Genomic DNA, 23,346 nt, shown 5'->3' with positions numbered 1-23,346 from the left:
GGCGTGACCCAACGCATCGAGGACTACGCCCTGATCGGCGATCTGCAGACCGCGGGTCTGGTCGGCTCGGACGGCTCCATCGACTGGCTGTGCCTGCCGCGCTTCGACTCGGGGGCCTGCCTGGCCGCGCTGCTCGGCGACGAGAACAACGGCCACTGGAGGCTCGCCCCCAAGGGCGCCGGCGACTGCACCCGCCGCGGCTATGTGCCGGGGACGCTCGTCCTGGAGTCCGTCTGGGAGACCAGAACCGGTGCGGTCAAGGTCACCGACTTCATGCCGCAGCGCGACCAGGCCCCCGACGTCGTCCGGATCGTGGAGGGCATCGAAGGCTCGGTCGAGATGGCCGCGACGCTGCGGCTGCGCTTCGACTACGGCTCGACCGTGCCGTGGATGCGCAGACTCGACGACGACCGGGTGGCGGTGGCCGGCCCCGACTCCGTGTGGCTGCGGCTGGAGAACCCCGATTCCGTCCCGGTGAAGACCTGGGGACAACAGTTCAGCACCGTCTCCTCGTTCACCCTCGCCGCGGGACAGAAGCTGGCGTTCATCCTCACCTGGCACCCCTCGCACCACCCGCGGCCGAAGCCGCTCGACCCCTTCGAGGCGCTGGCGGCGAGCCTGGAGGACTGGACGGACTGGTCCGGGAAGTGCCGTTACAAGGGTCCTCACCGTGACGCGGTGCTTCGGTCGCTGATCACCCTCAAGGCGCTGACGTACGCCCCGACGGGCGGGATCGTCGCCGCACCCACGACGTCTTTGCCGGAGGACCCCGGCGGCGTACGGAACTGGGACTACCGCTTCTGCTGGCTGCGCGACTCCACGCTCACCCTCGGCGCGCTCCTCGCGACCGGCTACGTCGACGAGGCCGCGGCATGGCGCGACTGGCTGCTGCGCGCGGTGGCCGGCGATCCGGCGGATCTGCAGATCATGTACGGGGTGGCCGGTGAGCGCCGGATGCCGGAGATGGAACTCCCGTGGCTGCGGGGCTACGAGGGCTCGACGCCTGTGCGGGTCGGCAACGGCGCGGTCGCCCAGCTTCAGCTCGATGTGTACGGCGAGGTCATGGACTCGCTGCGGCTCGGCAGGGAGGCGGGGCTGGAATCCCTGCCGCACGCCTGGAACATCCAGCTCAGTCTGATGGGCTTCCTGGAGTCGAAGTGGCGGGAGCCGGACGAGAGCCTGTGGGAGGTTCGCGGGCCGCGGCGCCACTTCGTCCACTCCAAGGTGATGGCCTGGGTCGCGGCCGACCGGGCCGTACGGACCCTGGAGAGCAGTCCGGAGCTGCCCGGCGATGTGACACGGTGGCGGGCGATGCGGGACGAGGTCCACCGCGAGGTGTGCGCGAGGGGTTTCGACCCGGAGCGGAACACCTTCACGCAGTCGTACGGTTCGGAGGAGCTGGACGCGTCGGCGCTGCTCATCCCCCGGGTCGGCTTTCTGCCGCCGGACGATCCGCGGGTGCTCGGGACGGTCGACGCGTTACGGGCCGGACTGAGCCGCGACGGGCTGATAGACCGGTACACCACGAAGGGCCCGTCGGTCGACGGTCTGCCCGGCCGTGAGGGAACGTTCCTCGTCTGCTCGTTCTGGATGGTCGACGCCCTGCTGATGACCGGGCGGGCCCGGGAGGCCAGGGACCTCTTCGAGCGGCTGCTCGCGCTGCGCAACGACCTGGGGCTGCTGGCGGAGGAGTACGACCCGGCGGCCCGGCGGCACCTCGGGAACTTCCCGCAGGCGTTCAGTCATGTCGGACTGGTGGGTTCCGCCCTGGCTCTGGCCGAGCACGACGGGGCAGGATAAGGCCATGGATCTTGGACTGAAGGACCGTGTCTACGTCGTCACCGGAGCCACCCGGGGCCTGGGGAACGCCTCCGCCCGGGCGCTGGCCGCCGACGGCGCGAAGCTGATCATCACCGGGCGGGACGGTGAGGCGACCGCCGAGGCGGCGGCCGCGCTCGGCCCCGACGCCGTCGGCATCGCGGCCGACAACGCCGACCCGGCGACCGCCGAGCGGCTGGTATCGGCGGCCCGCGAACACTTCGGACGCCTCGACGGCGTCCTGATCAGCGTCGGCGGTCCCGCTCCGGGCTTCGTCGCGGACAACACGGACGAGCAGTGGGAGGCGGCCTTCGCGTCGGTGTTCCTCGGCGCGGTCCGGCTGGCGCGCGGCGCGGCCGCGGCACTCGGGGAGGGCGGCGTCATCGGCTTCGTCCTGTCCGGCTCGGTCCACGAACCGATCCCGGGCCTGACCATCTCCAACGGGCTGCGCCCGGGTCTGGCCGGCTTCGCCAAGTCCCTCTCGGACGAGCTGGGACCGCGCGGAATCCGTGTCGTGGGCCTGCTTCCCGCCCGTATCGACACGGACCGGGTCCGCGAACTCGACGCGCTGTCGGGTGACGCGGACGCGGCGCGCGCGGCCAACGAGTCCCGGATCCCGCTGCGGCGGTACGGCACCCCCGAGGAGTTCGGGCGTACGGCGGCGTTCCTGCTCTCGCCCGCCGCGTCGTACCTCACGGGTGTGATGCTTCCCGTGGACGGCGGGGCGCGGCACGGTTTCTGACGCCGGCCTCTGCGACGGCGTGGTGCCGACGGCCACTCTCCGTGTCCGCTCGGACCACGCCCCGTCCGGTACCCGCCCTCAGGTCCTCGCCGGCGGAGCCGGGCTGAAGATCTCCGGCATACGGGCACGCTCCTCGGCCGCCCCGGGCGTAGGGGCACGGACGTCGGCCGGTGACAAGGTCACCGGCCGGCGTGTACGAGGCGGGGGCCACTCAGGCGAGGGCATCACTCCATCGGGAAGATGTCCCCGGACCCCATCGCGCTCTCCTGCTCGCTCTGTTCCTTCAGCCTGCGTGCCTTCTCCTTGAGCCGCTTGCTCTCCTCGGGATCGTTCACCCGTTCCGCGGCCTGATCCAGTTCCTCAGCCTTCTGCCGCATCTGCCGGACCCGGCCGGCGGCCTCACCTGAAACGCTCATCATCACTCCTCGGACGTCGCTGTGAGCGGACCACTCTCAGCGAAGCAGCGCGACTGCGGGCCCGCATCCCGAGCGTTGACCGAGCGCGATCAGGTCACCCGTTGCGCCCGGTGCTTCTCCGCGCGCAGGCGGACCTCCGCAGGAAGCGCGGCCAGGCCCGCCGAGTCCCTGGCATGGCTCAGCGCCTCGTCGGAGAGGCGCTCGAGCGTCTCGCCCGGGGAGGCGTAGGGCTCCAGGAGAAGTCGGACCCGGGCCGTCGGAGCGGTGCGCCTGCCGTGCAGGACGACCTGGGCACGGGCCACGCCCGCCAGATCCTCCGCCTCGCCGGCGAGCACCGCCTCCAGTGCGCGGCCCCGCAGCAGCGCGCCCTCCCCGTCGCCGCTGTCGACGAGGACCTCGGCCAGCCGGGAGCGGCGCAGCTGCGCGAGGAACCACCAGAGGGCGAGGAGGACGACCACCGCCAGCGCCGCGATCACAGCCGGCCACCACCAGCCCCGGTCCTGCCAGCGCTCCCGGCCGCTCTCGCTCAGCAGGACGGCGTCCGGTCCGGGCCAGGGCCACCAGGACGGCACCCCCGCCCCGAGCCCGGCGGACAGCACCGCTCCGCCGACAGCGACCAGCACCAGCCCCGCCAGTGCGAGCAGCACACGATTGACGACCCCGAGCACCGCGCTCACCCCCTCTTCGCCGGCCGGCGTACGTGCACGGACAGCGCGGGCGGCCGCGCCAGCCCCAGCTCGCGGATGCCGTCGCCGAGCACGGTGTCCAGATCGGCCCGTACGTCGTCGAGCTCCCGGAAGTGGGACACCGCGCGGACGCCGGCCCGGGAGCGTCCCATCCGCACCCGCACGGACTGCACCCCGGACACCTCCATCGCCCGGTCACGCAGCACCAGCTCGGCCGCGTCCCGGTCGAGCCCGGCCCGGACGTCCGCGTCGCCGTCCCGGCGTCGCATCGGCAGCAGCGCGCGCAGTCCCGGTGTCACGGCGAGGACGATCAGCCACACCCCGATCGCCACCGCCGCACCGGCGCCCACCAGCACCCAGACGTCGTCCAGCGGTCTGCGTGCCAGCTGGCCGGCGAGCGAGCGCCGCCACTGCATCCCGGGCCGGTCGGCCCGTACGGAAGCGATGTCGAACAGCAGCATCCCCGCGCCGCCCGCCAGCACCAGCGCGAGCAGTGCGGCCGGGATCCGCCGTGCGGACCAGAACCGCCCGGGCGTACGGCCCTTGCCCGCGACCGCCTTCGGCGACGGACGGTAGGCGGCGGCGGACGCCGACTGGTCGAGTTCCTGGACGGGACCTTTCACCGATTCGCTCATCGGAGCCTCCCCTGAGCCTCCCGACGTGTATGGACGGAGTGCAGCCGCTCGACCTGTACGTGCACTTCGGGCACCGCCATCCCCGCCAACGCCTCTACCCGCTCGGCGACATGGCGACGCACGGCACGGCACTGGCCGCCGATGTCGCAGGGATAGTCGAGTTCGAGAGCGACCCGTACCCGGGCGTGGTCATGGTGCACCGTGACCGTGGCCTGCGGGGCCGAACCGCCCTCCGGCACACGGGTGAGAGCCTCACGCGCCGCCCGTGCGGCGATCTTCGCGACGACCCGGTCGGCGATCGTCGTCGCGCCCCGCTCGGCCGCCGCGATCTCCGTCGTCGCCCGGTGCGCGGTCGGGTCCGCGGCCACGCCGGGTCACCTCCGCCGGTCGCCGTGCTCGCGGCTGCGGAAGAAGTCGCCGGGTTCCAGATCGCCGTCCAGGACGCGCCCCGCGACGAACCCCACCGCCCCCAGCGCCGCCACCAGCAGAAACGCCCCGAACCCGCCGAAGTATCCGGCGAAGCCGAGCGCCATGCCGGCCAGGAGGCCGGCCACCGCCATGCTCATCGTGAGCTCCTCTCGTGAGCCCAGGCGCTGGATCTCCTGAGCTCGGCTACTGGATCCGCGGTTCCGTCTCTTCGTCTTCCTCGTCCGGCAGCTTCACATCGCCGACGGCGATGTTGACCTCGACGACTTCCAGACTCGTCATCCGCTCGACCGCGGAGACGACGTTCTCGCGGACGGCGTGGGCGACATCCGCGATCGCGACGCCGTAGTCGACGACGATCTCGAGGTCGAGCGCGGTCTGCTTCTCTCCGACCTCGGCCTTGACGCCACGGGTGACGGGCGGTTTGCCCCCGGGCACCCGGTCGCGGACCGCGCCGAAGCTGCGGGAGAGACCGCTGCCCATCGCGTGGACGCCGACCACGTCGCGCGCCGCGAGTGCGGCGATCTTCTCGACGACACCGTCGGCGATGGTGGTACGGCCCCGGGTCGCGGGGTCTCCGCCGCCGCGCCGTACGGCGCCCGTCGACTCCTTGGTCACATTGACTTCCGTGTCGGTCATCGCCATGCGTACCTTTCCGGGCGTTGGTGAACTCCGGACTCCGCTGACCACACTATGTGTGCTTGCCCGCTCCCGCGCCGGACGATGCGGCAGGCTGGAGCAATGAAGAGGCGGCACGCATGACGGCGGCGGGGACCGGGGCCGGGGCGGTACGGGCCCGGCCGGGGCCGGGCAGGCTGCTGCCGCTGGGTACGGCGGCGGACGGCGCCTGGCTCGCGGAAAGCGCGGCGGAGCCGGTGCTGCGCCGAACGGCTCAGGAGGTGCGTGGCGTGGCGCCCGGCCGGATCCGGATCGCGCCCGCCGGCCCGGGCTCGGCCGGGACGCCGGCCGTTCCGCCGCCGCCGGCCGCGGTGCCGCCGGGTCCGCTCCGTATCGAGGCGGAATGCGAAGCGGCGGCCGTCGAACCCCTGCCCGCGCTCGCGGAACGGCTCCGCACCGCGCTGTTCGCGGCAGCCGTGGAACGGCTGGGCCTTCCGGTCACGGTGATCGATGTACGGGTGACGGGGTTGCTGGACGCCGTACCGGAACCCGGCGGGGCGGCTGCCCCGTCCGAGGCGTCCGGGGCACGAGCCGTGCAACCGCAGGGCGAGATCGGCACGATCGCGGCCGCGGTGCCCGGCGTCGCCCATCTGACGGACACCTTGGGGAGGCCCGTCCGTATGGATGAGTCGTCCGCCCGCGTCGTATGCGCGACGTCGCCGGGCCACCGCCCCGTGGACGTGGCCCGGGCGGTCCGCGCGGCGATCACGCCGCTGCTTGCCTCCCCCGTCCCGGTCACGATCGTGATCACGGCCGTCGAAAGCCGCCCGGCGGGGTTGTAGCCGCCCGGCGGGGGTCCTAGGTGCGGGACCGGCCGGGCACGGCAACGGAACCGTTCAGTCCGCCAGGCCCGCGAGGTCGCGCAGGCGCCGGGCCTGTGCCGCGCGCTCGGCCGTGCGCTGGTCCTCGTACGTGCGCGACGCGGCGCCTCGCAGCAGGGCCTTCGTCTCGATCACCGCGTCGCGCGGAGCCGCGAGCAGCGCGGCTGTCAAGTCGCGTACGGACGCGTCGAGTTCCTCGCCGGGCACGACGAGGTTGGCGAGGCCGGTCCGTTCCGCCTCGTCGGCGTGGACGAAGCGGCCGGTGGCGCAGATCTCCAGCGCGCGGGCGTAGCCGACGAGCGAGACGAGGGGGTGCGTGCCCGTGAGGTCGGGCACGAGACCCAGGCTGGTCTCGCGCATGGCGAACTGCACGTCCTGCGCGACGACCCGGAGGTCGCAGGCGAGGGCGAGCTGGAACCCGGCACCGATCGCATGACCCTGCACCGCCGCGACGGACACGATGTCGTTACGGCGCCACCAGGTGAATGCCTCCTGGTACTCGGCGATGACGGCGTCGAGCTCGTTGTCGGAGCCGCGCGCGAGATCGAGGAACGACGGCTCTCCGTCGAAGCCCTCGGGCGTGAACGCCTGCCGGTCGAGCCCCGCGGAGAAGGACTTGCCTTCGCCACGCAGCACGACGACTCGCACGCTGCCCGGCAGCGACCGCCCGGCTTCTGCCAACGCCCGCCAGAGAGCGGGAGATTGGGCATTGCGCTTGGCCGGGTTGGTGAGGGTCACCGTGGCCACCGCGTCATCAACGGTGAGCCGTACGCCGTCCTTGTCGAGCACAGAGTCGAGCGAAGTCATGGGGCGCCTCCGGTTCCGGTGCGGTCAGTGCAGCCAAGATTAAGTGACTGCACAGTAACCACCCGGCCGACCAGACGATCGGCCGGGTGGCCGACACCGGAAACCGGCCGACCTCAGACGACGCTCAGGACCGCGGGCGTCAGGTCGAGGCGGCCTTCTTGCCTCGGGTCGCTCCGCCGCGTCCACGCAGCGTGACTCCGGACTCGCTGAGCATCCGGTGGACGAATCCATAGGAGCGGCCGGTCTCTTCGGCCAGCGCCCGGATGCTCGCACCGGAGTCGTACTTCTTCTTCAGGTCTGCCGCGAGCTTGTCGCGCGCGGCGCCGGTCACCCGGCTGCCCTTCTTCAGAGTCTCGGCCACCCGTGCCTCCTCATGGGAAGTGCGCTCTGGACTTCTCATGATCACCCCTCCCGGGCTTCATGGCCACCCATTCGACAAGGTCCGTACGACAAGCTTTGTCGGGCGCATGGACACCGACACGACCGGAACCAATGATTCCGGTCGTACCCGCTGTGACGTTTCGGCGACTCAGGGGCCGAAATTCCAGGTCAGGGCCACAGTCGTCCGGACCGGACGATTCCGGGGGCGGCAAACCGTTTCGGCGTGCCGCCACGCCGGGGTATGAGACGCACTCACCCAGATGAAGGATCACCTGTGAGCCGAATGATCCATACGGAGTGGATCAGTGCGGATGGATCACTCGTGGACGGGACCGTCAGGCGAGGGCGACGAGGTCCGCGTAGTCCGCGCCCCAGAGGTCCTCGACCCCGTCCGGCAGCAGGATGATCCGCTCCGGCTGAAGCGCCTCGACCGCGCCCTCGTCGTGGGTCACCAGGACGACCGCGCCCTTGTAGGTGCGCAGGGCGCCGAGGATCTCCTCGCGGCTGGCCGGGTCCAGGTTGTTCGTCGGCTCGTCGAGCAGCAGCACGTTCGCCGACGAGACCACCAGCGTGGCCAGCGCCAGCCGGGTCTTCTCCCCGCCGGAGAGCACCCCGGCCGGCTTGTCCACGTCGTCTCCGGAGAAGAGGAACGAGCCGAGCGTCTTGCGGACCTCGACCAGGTCCAGGTCGGGGGCGGCGGAGCGCATGTTCTCCAGGACCGTGCGCTCCGGGTCGAGGGTCTCGTGCTCCTGCGCGTAGTAACCGAGCTTGAGGCCGTGCCCCTCGACGACCTGGCCGGTGTCCGGCTTCTCGGCGCCGCCGAGCAGCCGCAGCAGGGTCGTCTTGCCGGCGCCGTTCAGGCCCAGGATGACCACACGCGAGCCCTTGTCGATGGCCAGATCCACATCGGTGAAGATTTCGAGGGATCCGTAGGACTTGGACAGGCCCTCGGCCATGAGCGGGGTCTTGCCGCAGGGCGCGGGCTCCGGGAAGCGCAGCTTGGCGACCTTGTCGGAGACGCGGACCGCCTCCAGGCCGGCAAGCAGCTTGTCGGCGCGCTTGGCCATGTTCTGCGCGGCGACCGTCTTGGTGGCCTTGGCACGCATCTTGTCCGCCTGCGTGTTCAGCGCGGCGGCCTTCTTCTCGGCGTTCTGCCGCTCGCGCTTGCGACGCTTCTCGTCGGCTTCGCGCTGCTGCTGGTAGAGCTTCCAGCCCATGTTGTAGATGTCGATCTGGGCGCGGTTGGCGTCCAGGTAGAAGACCTTGTTGACGACCGTCTCGACCAGGTCGACATCGTGGGAGATCACGATGAAGCCGCCGCGGTAGGTCTTCAGGTAGTCGCGGAGCCAGACGATCGAGTCGGCGTCGAGGTGGTTGGTCGGCTCGTCGAGCAGCAGCGTGTCGGCGTCCGAGAACAGGATCCGGGCCAGCTCGACACGGCGGCGCTGACCGCCGGAGAGCGTGTGCAGCGGCTGGCCGAGCACCCGGTCGGGCAGGTTGAGCGCGGCGGCGATCGTGGAGGCCTCGGACTCGGCGGCGTACCCGCCCTTCGTCAGGAACTCGGTCTCCTGGCGCTCGTACTGCTTCATCGCCTTGTCGCGGGTGGCGCCCTGGCCCGTGGCGATGCGCTGCTCGTTCTCGCGCATCTTGCGGAGCAGGACGTCGAGGCCGCGCGCGGAGAGGATGCGGTCGCGGGCGAGAACGTCGAGGTCGCCGGTGCGCGGGTCCTGCGGCAGGTAGCCGACCTCGCCGGAGCGGGCGATCTGGCCGCCGGCGGGGACGCCCTCGCCGGCGAGGCACTTGGTGAGGGTGGTCTTGCCCGCTCCGTTACGGCCGACCAGGCCGATGCGGTCGCCCTTGGCGATGCGGAAGTTGGCGGACTCGATGAGGATGCGGGCACCGGCACGCAGCTCGATACCGGAAGCGGTGATCACGGAAAGACTCCAGGACGGATGGACGGCGGAAGGACGACGGGGCGTGCGAAGGCTTCGACGCCGTCTAATCCATGAGGAGAATTGCCATACGGCGATTCTACCGGGACCTGGCAACCGGATTTCTGTGGCACTGACCACGCTGGGCGGCGGCGCGGGCGGGCCATGAGCGGCGTGCGGTGAGGGCGTGCGGGAGCCCGGCACAGGGTCACGGCGAAGCACCGCAAAAGGGGCGAGTGCCACGACGCTGGTCGATACTCGGATCATGCAGTTCGACGACGACGCCGACCTGGACACATCGGAGGTCCAGGATGTGCGCCGCAGCCGCGTTCCCGGTGGGAAGGCCACCATCGGCGGCGGTATCGCCGGTCTCCTGGCACTGATCCTGGGCGTGCTCTTCGGGGTGGGCCCCGACCAGCTCGGACTGACGGAGGGCGGCACGGCCCCGGAGCCGAACGCCTCCTCCGCCGCGCAGGTCGCGCAGAGCTGCCGCAAGGGCGCCGACGCGAACGTCCGCGAGGACTGCCGCATGGTCGCGGTGGTCAACAGCGTGCAGGACTTCTGGCGCTCGGAGTACACGAGGCGCGGCGGGCGCTACACGGACGCGCCGACCGTGATCTTCACCGGCCGGGTCGGCACGGCCTGCGGCACGGCGACCTCGGCGGTGGGGCCCTTCTACTGCCCGGCGGACCGCAAGGTCTATCTGGACCTCGACTTCTTCGACGACCTGCGGACCAAGTTCGGGGCGACCGGCGGCCCGTTCGCGCAGGCGTATGTCGTCGCCCACGAGTACGGCCACCACATCCAGAACCAGATGGGCACTCTGGCCCGGGCCCAGGACCAGCGGCAGGGTGCCGGCAGCAACGCCGTGCGGGTCGAGCTGCAGGCGGACTGCTACGCCGGGGTGTGGGCACGCCATGCGACGACCACGCCGGACGAGCGGACCGGACGACCGCTGCTGACGCGGCTGACGGACGAGGACATCCGGGACGGGCTGGACGCGGCGGCGGCCGTGGGCGACGACCGCATCCAGGAGAAGATCCAGGGCCGGGTGACTCCGGAGTCCTGGACGCACGGTTCGGCCGCGCAGCGCCAGCAGTGGTTCTACGAGGGCTACCGCACCGGAGACATGGCCCGCTGCAACACCTTCCGCTGATGGTCTTCCGCTGATTCGTGTTCCGCTGATGGTCTTCCGCCGATTCGCGGCACGGATCGCCCGTTGACGGAACTCTCCTTCGTTCACCGGCATTGTCGGTGCCCCCTGCCAGACTGAGACCCAGGTCACAGATCTGTCGTCGAACGAGGAGAAGGGGTGGTCGGCATGGCGGAGGGACCGAGCATCTGCCCGACGCTGCTGTACGCGGACGCCAAGGCCGCGATCAAGCAGCTCACCGAGGCTTTCGGCTTCACCGGCAGCGCGGTGTTCGAGGGCGAGGACGGCAAGGTGGTGCACGCCGAGCTGTCGTACGGCAACGGGATGGTGATGCTGGGCAGCAAGGGCACCGGCAGCGAGTTCGACAAGCTGATGGCGTCCTCGGGCCCGGTCGGCGTCTTCGTCCATGTCGACGATGCGGACGCGCATCACGACAGGGCCGTGGAGCACGGCGTGGAGATCCTGATGCCGCCCACCGACCAGGACTACGGTGCCCGGGACTACATGGCACGTGACCTGGAGGGCAACGTCTGGAGCTTCGGGACGTACCGGCCGGGGGCGGCGGATTCCTGACGCTCAGGCGCCGCCGGTGTGCACCTGGAAGGCGGCCCTGCGGACGGCCTTCGCCAGGGCCGGATCGGGGTGGGCGGCCGCGAGGGCGACCAGGACCTGCACGGTGCGCGGGTGGCCCACCGCCCGGACCTCGTCGAGCAGGGCGGGGACGGTGCCCTGCACGGCCGAGTCGAGGTGACGCACCAGCAGGCTGGTCTCGCCGTGGTCGGCGACGGCCGCCGCGGTGTCCACCCAGAGCCAGGTCGCCTCCTCACGGGTGAGCACCTCGGCGGTGTCCTCGGGGTCGGCTCCCTCGTACTCGGCCAGCCAGAGCAGGGCATACGGTCTCAGGGAAGGCTGCGCCACGGCGGCGCGCACGTCCGCTTCGGCTGCGGCGCCCACGACGCGCAGCGCCTCGAAGGCGAGGCCGCGCAGCAGGGCGTCCTCGCCGCGGGCCACGGCGAGCAGTTCCGTGACGGCGCTGGAGACGGTGCGGGCGGCGAGCCATGCGCGGTACTCGGCGCGGGCGGGGCCCGGGGTGAGCCGCGCGCAGCCGCGGAGCATGTCCTCGGCGGACTGCTCGATATGGCCGGCGGGGCTCTGCGCGGCGACACAGATCTGTTCGAGCTTGACCCACACCGCCCAGTTGCCGAGCGGTGTCAGGGTGGCGTGGCCGTCCCCGAGGGTCAGGGCGCCGACGGCGGCAAGGCCTTCCAGGGCCCAGTCGAGGAGGGCGGAGAGCGGGGCCCCGGCAGCCGTGGCGGCGGGGCCTTCGGTCCCGGTGGCGACGGCGGCCGTGGCGGCGATGGCGACCGCCGGGTCGGGCTGTGGTCCGTACGGCACTTCGCAGCGCTCCTCACGGAGTTCCGCGACGCGCTGCTGGAGCAGGTCGAGCAGAGCCGGTACGGGTACGGGCCCCGCGGAGAGCTGGAGCAGGGAGAGCACCTGGGGGACGGCCTCGACGACCTCGGCGACGGCGGCAGGGGCCACGTCGGCGGGTGCGGGGTGCACGAGGGACCATGCGTCGAAGAGGGCGACCCAGCCGCGCAGCACGGCGGTGTCGTCGCGGTCCCAGGCATTCAGCCGCCAGCCGGGGCGCGCGGTCCCGCCGTGGAGTTCGACGAGTCCGGCGAGGCGGGCGCGGTCCCAGCCCGCGTGGATCTGGCCCGGAGTCAGGTCCAGGGCGGCGGCGGCCCGTTCCCGCTCGGCCGCGCTGCCCTCCGCGTGGTGGGCGGCCGCCCAGCGGGCGACTCGTACCGCGTCGGCGAGGACCTCGCGCGCCTGGCGGGCCAGTTCCGCGGAGGGCGGGGTGCCCTCGGGCGGGCGCGGAGCAGGTCGGGTGCGCCGGTTCGTCACGGCACGGCGGGCCGTGACGAGGGGACGTGGGCGGACAAGACGGAGCCTGGAGTCGCGCAGGTTACGGGACGTCACGGGGAGCAGTCTTGCCGCTGTCGGCCCGAAAGCCCAAACGGAATCGGTCAACTCGTGCTCAGAGGCCCTCGCCCGGGAGGCTCCGAAGGACGCGGAGGACGCCTCCGGGCCCCGGACCGAGGCCGGATCGAGGGCGCGCCGAGGCCGGACGGGAACGCAGACCAGAGGCCGTTTCGAGGGCTGGACCACGGCCTAGATCAAGGGTGTGAGGAAGCGCCGGAGAGCCTCTTCGTAGCGGGCCGGGTCGGCGTTCCACATCGAGGCGTGCGGAGCGTGGGGCACGGTCTGCAGGCTGACCAGGTCGGGGCGGCGGGCGGCCAGCTCCCGGGAGGGGCCCCAGGGGGCGATGGTGTCGTCGGGGCCGTGGAAGACCAGGGCGGGCACGCGCAGGACGGCCGGGTCGGCGGCCGCCCGCAGCCGGTCGCCGTGCAGTCCGGTGCGGCCCTGTGCGGCGCGTACGGCCAGGGGCAGCAGGGCGGTCGGCATCCGGCGTGCGGCTGCCAGCGCGCGCAGCGTCGTCTCCCAGTCGAGCACCGGGGAGTCCAGGACGAGCCCCGCGACCCGGTCGCGGAGTGCGGAGCTGGCGGCGGTGTGCAGGGCCATCGAGGCGCCGGTGGACCACCCGTGCAGGATCACGCGTTCCGCGCCGCCGCGGACGGCGAAGCGGACAGCCGCGTCGAGGTCGCGCCATTCGGAGTCGCCGAGGTGGCCGAGCCCGTCCGGGGAGGCGGGCGCTCCGGGGTCGCCGCGGTAGGAGATGGCCAGCACGGGCAGGCGCCGGTCGCTCAGGAACGGCATCACGTTCATGGTGTGGTCCCGGGTGGCGCCGAGGCCGTGCACCGCGATGATCCAGGTCGAGCGGGCCCCCGGGACGAACCAGCCGGGCAGGGTGCCGAGTTCGCCGGGGATCTCCACGTCCTCGTGGTCGATGCCGAGGGCGCTGCTGGGGTTGCCGGTGTGCACCTGCGGGGTGAGCCGCACCTTGGTGCCGGAGTCGAGGCTGCCGTGCTCGACCCGTTCCAGTCTCCGGACGACGGTGTCGGCGGCGTGCGGCACGCTGTCGAGGACGGGACCGACGACGGCGTGCACGGCGGGCCCGGTGAGGCCGTAGGTGCCGGGCCGCAGCGAGGAGAGGCTGCGGGTGAGGGTGATCCGGCCGGGCCCCGTGGCGTGGACGGTGAGCCGTCCTTCGCCGGGCAGGGGCCGGCCGGTGGGGGCCTTCAGCGCGGCGTCGCTGGCGTAACGGCCGGCCGCGAACGCGGCGGCACCGAGGCCGATGAGGGTGGTGACGGCCGCTGCCGTCGCTGTAGCCGGGCGCACCGTTCCAGTGTGGTGACGTCCTTGCCGGGCTGCCAGTGGACGGGGGCCGGCAGGGGTGATGTCAGCGGGGGCGGCGGGACTGGCCGTATCCGCGGAGCTTGTCGGCCACGTCGCGCAGCTGGGGGCCGGAGAGGAGGGAGGGTTCACGTCCGGGCAGGGAGCTGGCGGTGAGCCAGAGCCGGCACATCCACTCCAGCTGGGCGGTCCGGTCGTACGCCTGGTCGAGGGAGGCTCCGTACGTGACGGTTCCGTGGTTCTGGAGCAGGCAGCCGGTGCGGTCCTCCAGTGCCTGGAGCATGTTCCGCGCCAACTCGTCCGTTCCGTAGAGGGCGTACGGGGCGACGCGGACGGGCCCGCCGAGGGCCGCCGCCATGTAGTGGATCAGCGGCAGTTCGGCCACCAGGGTGGAGACGGCGGTGGCGTGCACGGCGTGGGTGTGGACGACGGCGGCGGCGTCCGTGGCGCGATGGACGGCGAGGTGCAGCGGTAGCTCGCTGGTGGGGGTGAGCTCGCCGAGGACCTGGCGTCCGTCGAGGTCGACCCCGACGGCGTCCTCGTCGGAGAGCCGGTCGTAGGGCACTCCGCTGGGGGTGACCAGGACGATGTCGCCGTCGCCGGTGGCGACCCGTACGGAGACATTGCCGGAGGTCCCGACGACGAGGCCGTCCGTGGCGGTTCTGCGGGCGGTGGCCACGAGTTCCGCCCAGGCCCGGGACACCGATTCCCGTCGCTCTTCGTGCCGCTGCTGTGTCATACGGCGATCGTGTCAGGCCCGGGGGCGGCCGGGGTGACCAGGATCTCTTCCGCGGTTCCTGCGCCCGGGCGCGGAGGGCCGCGGCGAGCCGGCGGCATCGCGGCCGAGGCCGCGCGAAGCCCGGTATACGGCCGATCCAGGAGGGTCCGCACCGGTCTGCCGGGTTTTCGCCGTCTCTCCTCGACGGCAAGCGGAGCGGTCGCACTCCACTTGGAGACACCCCAGCGCCCGCCCCAGTTCATCTTCCGTTCACTCGGTAACCCTACGTTCACCCAAGCCACTGACGTCCAACTGATTGCCTGGGTATTCGGTCAATGGAGCACATCACCCTGCTGCTCGCGATTGTCGTCGTGACAGCTCTCGTGTTCGATTTCACGAACGGCTTCCACGACACCGCCAACGCCATGGCGACGACCATCTCGACCGGGGCGATGAGACCCAAGGCAGCGGTGGCCATGTCCGCCGTGCTGAACCTGGTCGGCGCGTTCCTGTCCGTCGAGGTCGCCAAGACGATCTCCGGCGGGATCATCAACGAACAGGGCATACGCACGGAAGTGATCTTCGCGGCGCTCGTCGGCGCGATCCTGTGGAACCTCCTGACCTGGCTGCTGGGCCTGCCGTCCAGCTCCTCCCACGCCCTGTTCGGCGGCCTCATCGGCGCCGCGGTGATGTCGGCGGGCTTCTCGGCCGTCAACGGCGGCACGATCGTCACCAAGGTCCTGATCCCGGCCGTCGCCGCGCCGCTCGTCGCCGGACTCGCCGCGCTGGTCGCGACGAGGCTGACGTACCGGATCGGCAGCAAGGCCCAGGACCGCGCCACGTCCAAGGGCTACCGCGCCGGCCAGATCGCCTCCGCCGGCCTCGTCTCCCTCGCCCACGGCACCAACGACGCGCAGAAGACCATGGGCGTCATCACCCTGGCCCTGGTCACCGGCGGTGTCCTTGCGCCGGGCTCGAACCCCCCGCTGTGGGTCATCGTCTCCGCCGGTCTCGCGATCGCGCTCGGTACGTACCTGGGCGGCTGGCGCATCATCCGCACCATGGGCAAGGGCCTGACCGACCTCCAGCCGCAGCAGGGCTTCGCCGCCCAGACCAGCGCCGCGACGGTCATCCTGGCCTCCTCGCACCTCGGCTTCTCGCTCTCCACCACCCAGTCCTGCTCGGGTGCCGTGATGGGCGCGGGCCTCGGCCGCAAGGGCGGTGTCGTCCGCTGGTCGACCGCGACCCGGATGTTCGTCGCCTGGGGTCTGACCCTGCCGGCCGCGGGTCTGGTCGGCGCCGGTGCCGAGTTCCTCACGAGCCAGGGCACCTGGGGCATCGCCGCCGTGGCGGTACTGCTGATCGCGGGCTCCGGGGTCATCTGGTCGCTCTCGCGCCGCAAGCCGGTGGACCACACGAACGTCACGCACGACGAGATCACCGAGGCCGAGCCCGCGGGAGTGGTGACGACCGCCATCGCGGCCGTCACCCCGCCGCCGACCGGTGCCGCCGCCGCGGCCGAGGGCCTCATGGCCACCATCCCGGCTCCGGCCGCCGAGGCCGCCCCGGCGGCCGCCGCCTCCACGTCCGCAGCTCCGGCGCCCGCCGCCACGGTCTAAGGAAAGAACAGCATGAAGATCGACTGGGCAGCTCTGGGCTCCGTCTTCGGCGTGAGCCTCGTCGTCACCGTCGCCCTCGTGGGCCTGTTCACCCTGGGCGTCGCGGGCCTCTCCAAGCAGGAGGCCGCGGCCGCGCAGGGAGGCTCCGCGGGACTCGCCCGCACGGGCGCGTACGCCTGCTTCGCGCTCTGCGCGACGGCGGTGGCCTACGGGATCTATCTGATCGTCGCCTGACGACGCTCACGACACGTCCTCGGTACAGGGGCCGGGCACACCCTCGGGGTGGGGCCCGGCCCCTGTCGTGTGCGCGCTCTCCCGTAAGCCCCGCGCGGTCCCGTGTGGGCCTCCGCACACTGTCCTGTCGCAGGTCAAGGGCGAGTTGACGGGTGTTCGCGGCCCGTGGTGGACTTCCGGAGCCATTACGGCGGCAGCAGAGGAAGCCGGTGAGAATCCGGCGCGGTCCCGCCACTGTCACGGGTGCGCTCGCCCTCACCGGAGCACCCCGGAGCCAGAAACTCTCTCCCGCCGGTCACGTCGAGCCGGGGCGCGGACCCTGAGTGAGGACGAACATGCCTGCCGAACCGGGGGGCCCGGGCTCGTCATGCCCGGGAATCACGTTCGCGTACGGCGCCGCCGCCGGACTCGCCGGCGACCTGCTCCTCGGTGATCCACGCCGTGGGCATCCGGTCGCCGCGTTCGGCCGGGCGGCCGCCGCGGTCGAACGGATCCTGTGGCGCGACCACCGCGGGTGGGGCGCTCTGCACACGGCGGTGTGCGCCGGTGGCGCGGTCGCCGCGGGCGCGCTGGCCGCCGCTTGCGTACGCCGCTCCCGTACCGCGACGATCGCGCTGACCGCCGCCACCACCTGGGCGGTCGTCGGCGGTACGTCACTGGGCCGTGAGGCCAGGGCGATCGGCGGGGCGCTGACGGCCGGGGACATCGAGCTCGCGAGGGAGCGCCTGCCGCATCTGTGCGGGCGCGATCCCCAGGCGCTGGACGGTCCGGGCATCGCCCGGGCCGTCGTCGAGTCCGTCGCCGAGAACACCTCGGACGCGGTCGTCGGCGCGCTGGTGTGGGGCGCGCTCGGCGGAGTGCCGGGGCTCGCCGGCTTCCGGGCCGTCAACACACTGGACGCGATGGTGGGCCACCGGTCGGCCCGCTACCGGCGCTACGGCTGGGCCTCGGCGCGCCTCGACGATGTCGTGGGCCGGCCCGGTTCCCGGCTGACGGCGGTGCTGGCGACGGTCGCGGGCGGCGATCCGCGCGGTGCCGTACGCGCCTGGCGCGCCGACGCGGCGAAGCACCCGAGCCCCAACGCCGGTCCGGTGGAGGCCTCGTTCGCGGGGGCGCTCGGCGTACGGCTCGGCGGGACGCTCTCGTACGGCGGCCGCATCGAGCACCGGCCCGTGCTCAACGGTGAGGGCCGGGCCGTCGAGGTCGCGGACATCGAACGGGCGGTACGGCTGTCCCGGCGCGTCGGAGTGCTGGCGCTCACGGTGTGCGCGGGCGCGCGCCTGGCCGCCGGAGCCATGAGGCGGAGGCGGACATGAGCGGGGGCGGACTGCTGGTCGCCGGCACCACGTCGGACGCGGGCAAGAGCGTCGTCACGGCGGGGATCTGCCGGTGGCTGGTGCGGCAGGGCGTGAAGGTCGCGCCCTTCAAGGGGCAGAACATGTCCCTCAACTCCTTCGTCACCCGCGAGGGGGCGGAGATCGGCCGGGCCCAGGCCATGCAGGCACAGGCGGCCCGCGTGGAGCCCTCGGCCCTGATGAACCCGGTGCTGCTGAAGCCCGGCAGCGACCGCTCCAGCCAGGTCGTGCTGATGGGCAGGCCGGTGGGCGAACTGAGCGCGCGCGGCTACCACGGAGGCAGGCAGAAAACCCTGTTCGAGCCGGTCGTGCAGTGCCTGGAGGAGTTGCGGCGCACCTACGACGCCGTCATCTGTGAGGGCGCGGGAAGCCCCGCCGAGATCAATCTGCGCCGCACCGACATCGTGAACATGGGTATCGCGCGGGCCGCGCGCCTGCCCGTGCTGGTCGTCGGCGACATCGACCGCGGCGGAGTGTTCGCGCAGTTCTTCGGCACGACGGCGCTGCTCGACGCGGAGGACCAGAAGCTGGTCGCGGGCTATCTGGTCAACAAGTTCCGCGGCGATGTGAGCCTCCTGGAGCCCGGTCTGGAGATGCTGCACGGGCTCACCGGGCGACGGACGTTCGGAGTGCTGCCGTACACGCACGGCCTCGGCATCGACGAGGAGGACGGGCTGCGGGTCTCGCTTCGCGGCTCCGTACGGGAGTCGGTGGTGGCACCGCCGGTCGGCGAGGACGTGCTGAGGGTGGCCGTCTGCGCCGTACCGCTCATGTCCAACTTCACGGACGTGGACGCGCTGGCGGCCGAACCGGGCGTCGTCGTGCGCTTCGTCGACCGCCCCGAGGAGCTGACCGACGCCGACCTGGTGATCGTGCCGGGCACGCGCGGGACCGTGCGCGCCCTGGAGTGGCTGCGTGCGCGCGGTCTCGCGGACGCGCTGGCGCGGCGCGCGGCGGACGGCCGGCCGGTGCTCGGCATCTGCGGCGGCTACCAGCTGCTCGGTGAACACATCGACGACGAGGTCGAATCGCGTGCGGGTGCCGTGACCGGTCTCGGACTGCTGCCGGTCCGGGTGCGGTTCGCGCGCGAGAAGACCCTCACCCGGCCGTCCGGCCAGGCCCTGGGGCAGCCCGTGGAGGGGTACGAGATCCATCACGGCGTCGCCGAGGTCCTGGGCGGAGAACCGTTCATCTCCGACGGCCATGGACACGGTCTGGACGGCTGCCGGGCCGGATCGGTCTGGGGCACCCACTGGCACGGCTCCCTGGAGAGCGACGGCTTCCGCCGGTCGTTCCTGCGGGTCGTCGCCGCGGCGGCGGGCCGCCGCTTCGTCCCCGCCCCCGACACCTCCTTCGCCGCCCTGCGCGAGGAACAGCTCGACCGTCTCGGCGACCTCATCGAGGAACACGCCGACACGGACGCCCTGTTGCGCCTGATCGAGGGCGGCGCGCCCTCGGGCCTGCCGTTCATCGCACCCGGGGCGCCCGCCCTCCCCGGTGCCCCCGACGCCGGAACCACCCCTGGAGCCGCACAGTGAGCAACGCACCCCACTATCCGTTCACGGCGATCGTCGGGATGGACGATCTGCGGCTCGGGCTCCTGCTGAACGCGGTCAGCCCGGCCGTCGGCGGCGTGCTCGTGCGCGGCGAGAAGGGCACGGCCAAGTCGACCGCGGTACGTGCCCTCGCGGCGCTGATGCCGGACGTCGACGTCGTCGCGGGCTGCCGGTTCTCCTGTGCTCCCGGCGCGCCGGACCCCGGGTGCCCGGACGGCCCCCACGAGCCGGCCGCCGGTACGGCACGGCCGGCGCGGATGGTCGAACTGCCCGTCGGCGCCTCGGAGGACCGGCTCGTCGGCGCGCTCGACATCGAGCGGGCGCTCGCGGACGGGGTGAAGGCGTTCGAGCCCGGTCTGCTCGCGGACGCCCACCGCGGGGTGCTGTACGTCGACGAGGTGAACCTCCTCCACGACCATCTGGTGGACCTGCTGCTGGACGCCGCCGCGATGGGTGCCTCGTACGTGGAGCGCGAGGGTGTGTCCGTACGGCATGCCGCGCGTTTCCTGCTCGTCGGCACGATGAACCCCGAGGAGGGCGAGCTGCGGCCGCAGTTGCTCGACCGGTTCGGGCTGACCGTCGAGGTCGCCGCCTCGCGGGAACCGGAGCAGCGGGTGGAGGTCGTACGGCGCAGGCTCGCCTACGACGACGACCCCGCGGCCTTCGCGGCCCGCTGGGCGGACGAGGAGACGGCGCTGCGCGAGCGGATCGTGACCGCGCGGTCGCTGCTGCCGCGGGTGGAGCTCGGCGACGCGGCGCTGCGTCAGATCGCGGCGACCTGCGCGGCGTTCGAGGTGGACGGCATGCGGGCCGACATCGTCATGGCGCGGACGGCGACGGCGCTGGCCGCGTGGGCGGGGCGTACGGACGTTGCCGAGGAGGACGTACGCCGCGCCGCGCTCCTCGCACTCCCCCACCGGCGCCGGCGCAACCCGTTCGACGCGCCCGGGCTCGACGAGGACAAACTCGACGAGACCCTGGAGCAGTTCGGCGGGAACGACCAGCAGGACCCCGATCCCGATCCGGACCCGGACGGAGGGCCGGACGGTCCCGACGGCGGTCCCGAAGGCGGTCCCGACGGCGGAGGCGGCATCCCGCCGCAGGGCCAGGGGCCGGAATCCGGCCCGCCCGACCGGCGGGAGAACGAGCCGGCCGAGGCCCCGGCGGCACCCCCCGGCGCGGGCGCGGGCGAGCAGGCCGCCGTACGGGCCGCCGAGCCGTTCCGCACGAAGACGCTCAGCGTGCCGGGGCTCGGCGAAGGGGCCGCGGGGCGGCGCTCCCGCGCCCGTACCGAGCACGGCAGGACCACCGGCGCGCGCCGGCCCCGGGGAGCGCTCACCAAGCTGCATCTGGCGGCGACCGTACAGGCCGCGGCCCCGCACCAGCGGGCGCGGGGCCGGTCGGGTCCCGGCCTCGTGGTCCGCCGGGACGATCTGCGGCAGGCCACCCGCGAGGGCCGTGAGGGCAATCTCGTGCTGTTCGTCGTGGACGCCTCCGGCTCCATGGCGGCCCGCCGGCGCATGAGTTCCGTGAAGGGTGCGGTGCTCTCGCTGCTGCTGGACGCGTACCAGCGTCGCGACAAGGTCGGTCTGGTCACCTTCCGCGGCACCGGCGCGGACGTGGCGCTGCCGCCGACGTCCTCCGTGGACGCGGCCGCCGCGCGCCTGGAGGAGCTGCCGACGGGCGGGCGGACCCCGCTGGCCGCCGGACTGCTGAAGGCGCACGACGTACTGCGCGTGGAGCGGCTGCGCGATCCTTCGCGCCGGGCGCTTCTGGTGGTGGTGACCGACGGCCGCGCGACCGGCGCACGGGGCGCCGACGCCCTCGGTCTGTCGTCGCGCGCCGCGCGGCTGCACGCGGCCGAGGGCACCGCGGCAGTGGTCGTGGACTGCGAGACGGGGCCGGTACGGCTCGGCCTCGCCGGGAATCTCGCCCGTGAACTCGGCGGCACCGCCGTCACCCTGGACGAACTGCGGGCCGAGAGCATCGCCGGACTCGTCCGAGACGTACAGGCGGCGACCACGCAGGGCAACAGCACCGTACGCAACAGGAGGGCAGCGTAGTGCCGCAGGGACAGCCGGCCGTCGTTCCGGACGACGGACTCACCACCCGCCAGCGCCGTAACCGCCCGCTGGTGATGGTGCACACGGGCATCGGCAAGGGCAAGTCCACCGCCGCCTTCGGAATGGCGCTGCGCGCCTGGAACCAGGGCTGGCCGGTCGGGGTGTTCCAGTTCGTCAAGTCGGCGAAGTGGAAGGTGGGCGAGGAGAACGCTCTGAAGGTCCTCGGCGCGAGCGGCGAGGGCGGCACGGTCGACTGGCACAAGATGGGCGAGGGCTGGTCCTGGATCCAGCGCGCCCCCGCGGAGGGCGAGCAGTCCCACGAGGACAAGGCGCGTGAGGGCTGGGAGCAGGTCAAGCGGGATCTGGCGGCGCAGACCTACACGTTCTACGTCCTCGACGAGTTCGCGTACCTGCTGCACTGGGGCTGGCTCGACACCGCCGAGGTGATCCAGGTGCTGCGCGACCGGCCCGGCACCCAGCACGTGGTGATCACCGGTCGCAACGCTCCGCAGGAACTGCAGGACTTCGCCGATCTCGTCACCGACATGTCCAAGGTCAAGCATCCGATGGACGCGGGCCAGAAGGGCCAGCGGGGCATCGAGTGGTAGCACGTCTCGTCATCGCCGCCCCGGCCTCGGGCAGCGGGAAGACCACCGTCGCGACCGGCCTGATGGCCGCCTTCGCGGCGCGTGGGCTGGCCGTGTCCCCGCACAAGGTGGGCCCCGACTACATCGACCCGGGGTACCACGCCCTCGCGACCGGTCGCCCCGGACGCAACCTCGACGCCTACATGTGCGGTACGGACCTGATCGCACCGCTCTTCGCGCACGGTGCACGCGGCTGCGAACTGGCCGTGATCGAGGGCGTGATGGGGCTGTACGACGGCGCGGCGGGCGCCGGTGAACTGGCTTCGACGGCCCAGGTCGCGAAACTGCTGCGCGCACCGGTGGTGCTGGTCGTGGACGCCTCGTCGCAGTCCCGTTCCGTGGCCGCGCTGGTGCACGGCTTCGCGTCCTGGGACCCGCAGGTGCGGCTCGGCGGCGTGATCCTCAACAAGGTCGCGACCGACCGCCATGAGGCCCTGCTGCGTGAGGCGCTGGAGGAGTCCGGGGTGCCGGTGCTCGGGGTGCTGCGGCGGGCGCCCGCGGTGGCGACGCCGTCGCGGCACCTGGGGCTTGTGCCGGTCGCGGAGCGGCACGCGGAGGCGCTGGACGCGGTTGCCGCGCAGGCGGAGCAGGTGCGGCTGGGATGCGATCTGGAAGGGCTGCTGGCGTTGGCGCGCAGCGCGCCGGAGCTGCGCGCCGAGGCGTGGGACCCCCGGGACGCACTGCCGGCGCACGCCGGTGACGGGGCCGGCAGCGCGGCCCCGCAGGCTCCGGTGATCGCGGTCGCGGGCGGGGCCGCGTTCACGTTCTCGTACGCCGAGCACGCGGAGTTGCTGAGGGCCGCCGGCGCGGACGTCGTCCCCTTCGACCCGCTGCGCGACGAGAGCCTCCCCGAAGGGACCCGCGGCGTCGTCGTCGGCGGTGGCTTCCCCGAGGTCTACGCTCCCGAGCTCTCCGCCAACTCCCGGCTCCGCAAGGCCGTCGCGGAGCTGGCGCGGGCCGGCGCGCCCGTCGCCGCCGAGTGTGCCGGGCTGCTGTATCTCGCGCGTTCGCTGGACGGGAAGCCCATGTGCGGGGTGCTGGACGCCGACGCACGGATGTCTGAGCGGCTGACGCTGGGCTACCGGGACGCGGTGGCGGTGAGCGACAGCGTGCTGGCCGCGGCCGGAACCCGGATGCGCGGTCATGAGTTCCACCGCACCGTGCTGGAGCCGGGCGCGGGCGCGAGCCCGGCTTGGGGCCTGCGGCAGCCCGAGCGCCGTGTGGAGGGCTTCGTGCAGGGCGGCGTACACGCGAGTTACGTGCATACGCACTGGGCGGGGGCGCCGGAAGCGGCGCGCCGGTTCGTGGGGAAGTGCGCGCTGTGGGACGCGGCGGCGTGACG

At 72.8% G+C, this 23,346-nt stretch carries 24 protein-coding genes and 1 riboswitch; of the genes, 12 read left to right on the top strand and 12 right to left on the bottom strand.

Annotation, left to right across the window (positions count from 1 at the left end; translation table 11 throughout):
* Nucleotides 1–3 precede the first annotated feature (3 nt).
* Together ACIQMR_RS03950 and ACIQMR_RS03945 are read left to right on the top strand one after the other, a co-directional pair.
* Nucleotides 4–1,800, top strand: a complete 1,797-nt coding sequence (locus ACIQMR_RS03950) for a glycoside hydrolase family 15 protein (RefSeq protein ID WP_401382487.1) — start codon at nucleotides 4–6, stop codon at nucleotides 1,798–1,800.
* Nucleotides 1,801–1,804: 4 nt separating this feature from the next.
* Nucleotides 1,805–2,560, top strand: coding sequence for an SDR family oxidoreductase (locus ACIQMR_RS03945; RefSeq protein ID WP_401382484.1), 756 nt, complete (start codon nucleotides 1,805–1,807; stop codon nucleotides 2,558–2,560).
* A gap of 224 nt (nucleotides 2,561–2,784) precedes the next feature.
* Here the strand turns inward: ACIQMR_RS03945 and ACIQMR_RS03940 are convergent, their stop codons facing one another.
* The 6 genes from ACIQMR_RS03940 to ACIQMR_RS03915 all read right to left on the bottom strand — a co-directional run bounded on the left by ACIQMR_RS03940 (nucleotide 2,785) and on the right by ACIQMR_RS03915 (nucleotide 5,362).
* Nucleotides 2,785–2,976, bottom strand: coding sequence for a DUF6381 family protein (locus tag ACIQMR_RS03940; RefSeq protein ID WP_266378156.1), 192 nt, complete (start codon nucleotides 2,974–2,976; stop codon nucleotides 2,785–2,787).
* An 89-nt stretch (nucleotides 2,977–3,065) separates the two neighbouring features.
* Nucleotides 3,066–3,644 carry an alkaline shock response membrane anchor protein AmaP gene (gene amaP / locus ACIQMR_RS03935; RefSeq protein ID WP_401382694.1) on the bottom strand — a complete coding sequence of 193 codons (579 nt, stop codon included), beginning with the start codon at nucleotides 3,642–3,644 and terminating at the stop codon, nucleotides 3,066–3,068.
* Between the two features lie 5 nt (nucleotides 3,645–3,649).
* A complete protein-coding gene (locus tag ACIQMR_RS03930) occupies nucleotides 3,650–4,297 on the bottom strand; it encodes a DUF6286 domain-containing protein (protein ID WP_401382482.1) in 648 nt (215 codons plus the stop codon).
* Nucleotides 4,294–4,665, bottom strand: coding sequence for an Asp23/Gls24 family envelope stress response protein (locus tag ACIQMR_RS03925; protein WP_401382480.1), 372 nt, complete (start codon nucleotides 4,663–4,665; stop codon nucleotides 4,294–4,296). Before ACIQMR_RS03925 ends, ACIQMR_RS03930 begins: the two co-directional genes overlap by 4 nt.
* A gap of 6 nt (nucleotides 4,666–4,671) precedes the next feature.
* Nucleotides 4,672–4,863, bottom strand: a complete 192-nt coding sequence (locus ACIQMR_RS03920) for a hypothetical protein (protein WP_266375133.1) — start codon at nucleotides 4,861–4,863, stop codon at nucleotides 4,672–4,674.
* A 46-nt stretch (nucleotides 4,864–4,909) separates the two neighbouring features.
* Nucleotides 4,910–5,362: an Asp23/Gls24 family envelope stress response protein gene (locus tag ACIQMR_RS03915; RefSeq protein ID WP_358668227.1), complete on the bottom strand. Its 453-nt coding sequence runs from the start codon at nucleotides 5,360–5,362 to the stop codon at nucleotides 4,910–4,912.
* Nucleotides 5,363–5,481: 119 nt separating this feature from the next.
* Here ACIQMR_RS03915 and ACIQMR_RS03910 point away from each other — a divergent pair, with 119 nt between their 5' ends.
* The gene (locus ACIQMR_RS03910; protein WP_401382476.1) at nucleotides 5,482–6,183 is read left to right on the top strand and encodes a nucleopolyhedrovirus P10 family protein; all 702 of its coding nucleotides are present in this window, start codon (nucleotides 5,482–5,484) and stop codon (nucleotides 6,181–6,183) included.
* A 54-nt stretch (nucleotides 6,184–6,237) separates the two neighbouring features.
* Here ACIQMR_RS03910 and ACIQMR_RS03905 read toward each other — a convergent pair whose 3' ends face one another.
* The 3 genes from ACIQMR_RS03905 to ACIQMR_RS03895 form a co-directional block, all read right to left on the bottom strand.
* Complete coding sequence (locus ACIQMR_RS03905) at nucleotides 6,238–7,029, bottom strand: enoyl-CoA hydratase/isomerase family protein (RefSeq protein WP_401382475.1); 792 nt, start codon at nucleotides 7,027–7,029, stop codon at nucleotides 6,238–6,240.
* A 139-nt stretch (nucleotides 7,030–7,168) separates the two neighbouring features.
* The gene (locus ACIQMR_RS03900; protein ID WP_017948860.1) at nucleotides 7,169–7,390 is read right to left on the bottom strand and encodes a helix-turn-helix domain-containing protein; all 222 of its coding nucleotides are present in this window, start codon (nucleotides 7,388–7,390) and stop codon (nucleotides 7,169–7,171) included.
* 355 nt (nucleotides 7,391–7,745) lie between these two features.
* Nucleotides 7,746–9,344, bottom strand: a complete 1,599-nt coding sequence (locus tag ACIQMR_RS03895) for an ABC-F family ATP-binding cassette domain-containing protein (protein ID WP_401382472.1) — start codon at nucleotides 9,342–9,344, stop codon at nucleotides 7,746–7,748.
* 262 nt (nucleotides 9,345–9,606) lie between these two features.
* Between ACIQMR_RS03895 and ACIQMR_RS03890 the strand changes: the two genes are divergently transcribed.
* Nucleotides 9,607–10,497 (top strand): neutral zinc metallopeptidase, encoded by an 891-nt coding sequence (locus ACIQMR_RS03890; protein WP_266375128.1) that lies wholly within the window; start codon nucleotides 9,607–9,609, stop codon nucleotides 10,495–10,497.
* Between the two features lie 165 nt (nucleotides 10,498–10,662).
* A complete protein-coding gene (locus ACIQMR_RS03885) occupies nucleotides 10,663–11,067 on the top strand; it encodes a VOC family protein (protein WP_401382469.1) in 405 nt (134 codons plus the stop codon).
* A 3-nt stretch (nucleotides 11,068–11,070) separates the two neighbouring features.
* On the opposite strand, the gene ACIQMR_RS03880 is transcribed toward ACIQMR_RS03885, so the two are convergent.
* The 3 genes from ACIQMR_RS03880 to ACIQMR_RS03870 all read right to left on the bottom strand — a co-directional run bounded on the left by ACIQMR_RS03880 (nucleotide 11,071) and on the right by ACIQMR_RS03870 (nucleotide 14,551).
* Entirely contained in the window at nucleotides 11,071–12,477 is a 1,407-nt protein-coding gene (locus ACIQMR_RS03880) for a hypothetical protein (protein ID WP_401382466.1), read from the bottom strand.
* Nucleotides 12,478–12,669: 192 nt separating this feature from the next.
* The gene (locus ACIQMR_RS03875; protein WP_401382464.1) at nucleotides 12,670–13,797 is read right to left on the bottom strand and encodes an alpha/beta hydrolase; all 1,128 of its coding nucleotides are present in this window, start codon (nucleotides 13,795–13,797) and stop codon (nucleotides 12,670–12,672) included.
* 61 nt (nucleotides 13,798–13,858) lie between these two features.
* Nucleotides 13,859–14,551: a class II aldolase/adducin family protein gene (locus tag ACIQMR_RS03870; protein ID WP_401382461.1), complete on the bottom strand. Its 693-nt coding sequence runs from the start codon at nucleotides 14,549–14,551 to the stop codon at nucleotides 13,859–13,861.
* A gap of 314 nt (nucleotides 14,552–14,865) precedes the next feature.
* Here ACIQMR_RS03870 and ACIQMR_RS03865 point away from each other — a divergent pair, with 314 nt between their 5' ends.
* The 7 genes from ACIQMR_RS03865 (at nucleotide 14,866) to ACIQMR_RS03835 (ending at nucleotide 23,344) form a co-directional block, all read left to right on the top strand.
* Nucleotides 14,866–16,149, top strand: a complete 1,284-nt coding sequence (locus ACIQMR_RS03865) for an anion permease (protein ID WP_401382459.1) — start codon at nucleotides 14,866–14,868, stop codon at nucleotides 16,147–16,149.
* A gap of 12 nt (nucleotides 16,150–16,161) precedes the next feature.
* On the top strand, nucleotides 16,162–16,383 hold the full coding sequence (locus tag ACIQMR_RS03860) for a hypothetical protein (protein WP_266375122.1): 222 nt from the start codon (nucleotides 16,162–16,164) through the stop codon (nucleotides 16,381–16,383).
* Between the two features lie 198 nt (nucleotides 16,384–16,581).
* Nucleotides 16,582–16,667: riboswitch (cobalamin riboswitch) on the top strand.
* 51 nt (nucleotides 16,668–16,718) lie between these two features.
* Entirely contained in the window at nucleotides 16,719–17,699 is a 981-nt protein-coding gene (locus ACIQMR_RS03855; protein ID WP_401382457.1) for a cobalamin biosynthesis protein, read from the top strand.
* Nucleotides 17,696–19,276, top strand: a complete 1,581-nt coding sequence (locus tag ACIQMR_RS03850; RefSeq protein WP_401382455.1) for a cobyric acid synthase — start codon at nucleotides 17,696–17,698, stop codon at nucleotides 19,274–19,276. Before ACIQMR_RS03855 ends, ACIQMR_RS03850 begins: the two co-directional genes overlap by 4 nt.
* A gap of 38 nt (nucleotides 19,277–19,314) precedes the next feature.
* Nucleotides 19,315–21,357 carry a putative cobaltochelatase gene (locus ACIQMR_RS03845; RefSeq protein WP_401382692.1) on the top strand — a complete coding sequence of 681 codons (2,043 nt, stop codon included), beginning with the start codon at nucleotides 19,315–19,317 and terminating at the stop codon, nucleotides 21,355–21,357.
* The gene (gene cobO / locus ACIQMR_RS03840) at nucleotides 21,357–21,965 is read left to right on the top strand and encodes a cob(I)yrinic acid a,c-diamide adenosyltransferase (RefSeq protein WP_401382453.1); all 609 of its coding nucleotides are present in this window, start codon (nucleotides 21,357–21,359) and stop codon (nucleotides 21,963–21,965) included. Before ACIQMR_RS03845 ends, cobO begins: the two co-directional genes overlap by 1 nt.
* On the top strand, nucleotides 21,959–23,344 hold the full coding sequence (locus ACIQMR_RS03835) for a cobyrinate a,c-diamide synthase (RefSeq protein WP_401382451.1): 1,386 nt from the start codon (nucleotides 21,959–21,961) through the stop codon (nucleotides 23,342–23,344). Before cobO ends, ACIQMR_RS03835 begins: the two co-directional genes overlap by 7 nt.
* Nucleotides 23,345–23,346 lie beyond the last annotated feature (2 nt).

This window comes from Streptomyces sp. NPDC091376 (assembly GCF_044757085.1).
In the GTDB taxonomy this organism is placed as follows: domain Bacteria; phylum Actinomycetota; class Actinomycetes; order Streptomycetales; family Streptomycetaceae; genus Streptomyces; species Streptomyces pratisoli.
The sequence above is the reverse complement of the archived record's forward strand: the minus strand, read 5'-3'. Positions and strand labels throughout refer to the sequence as shown.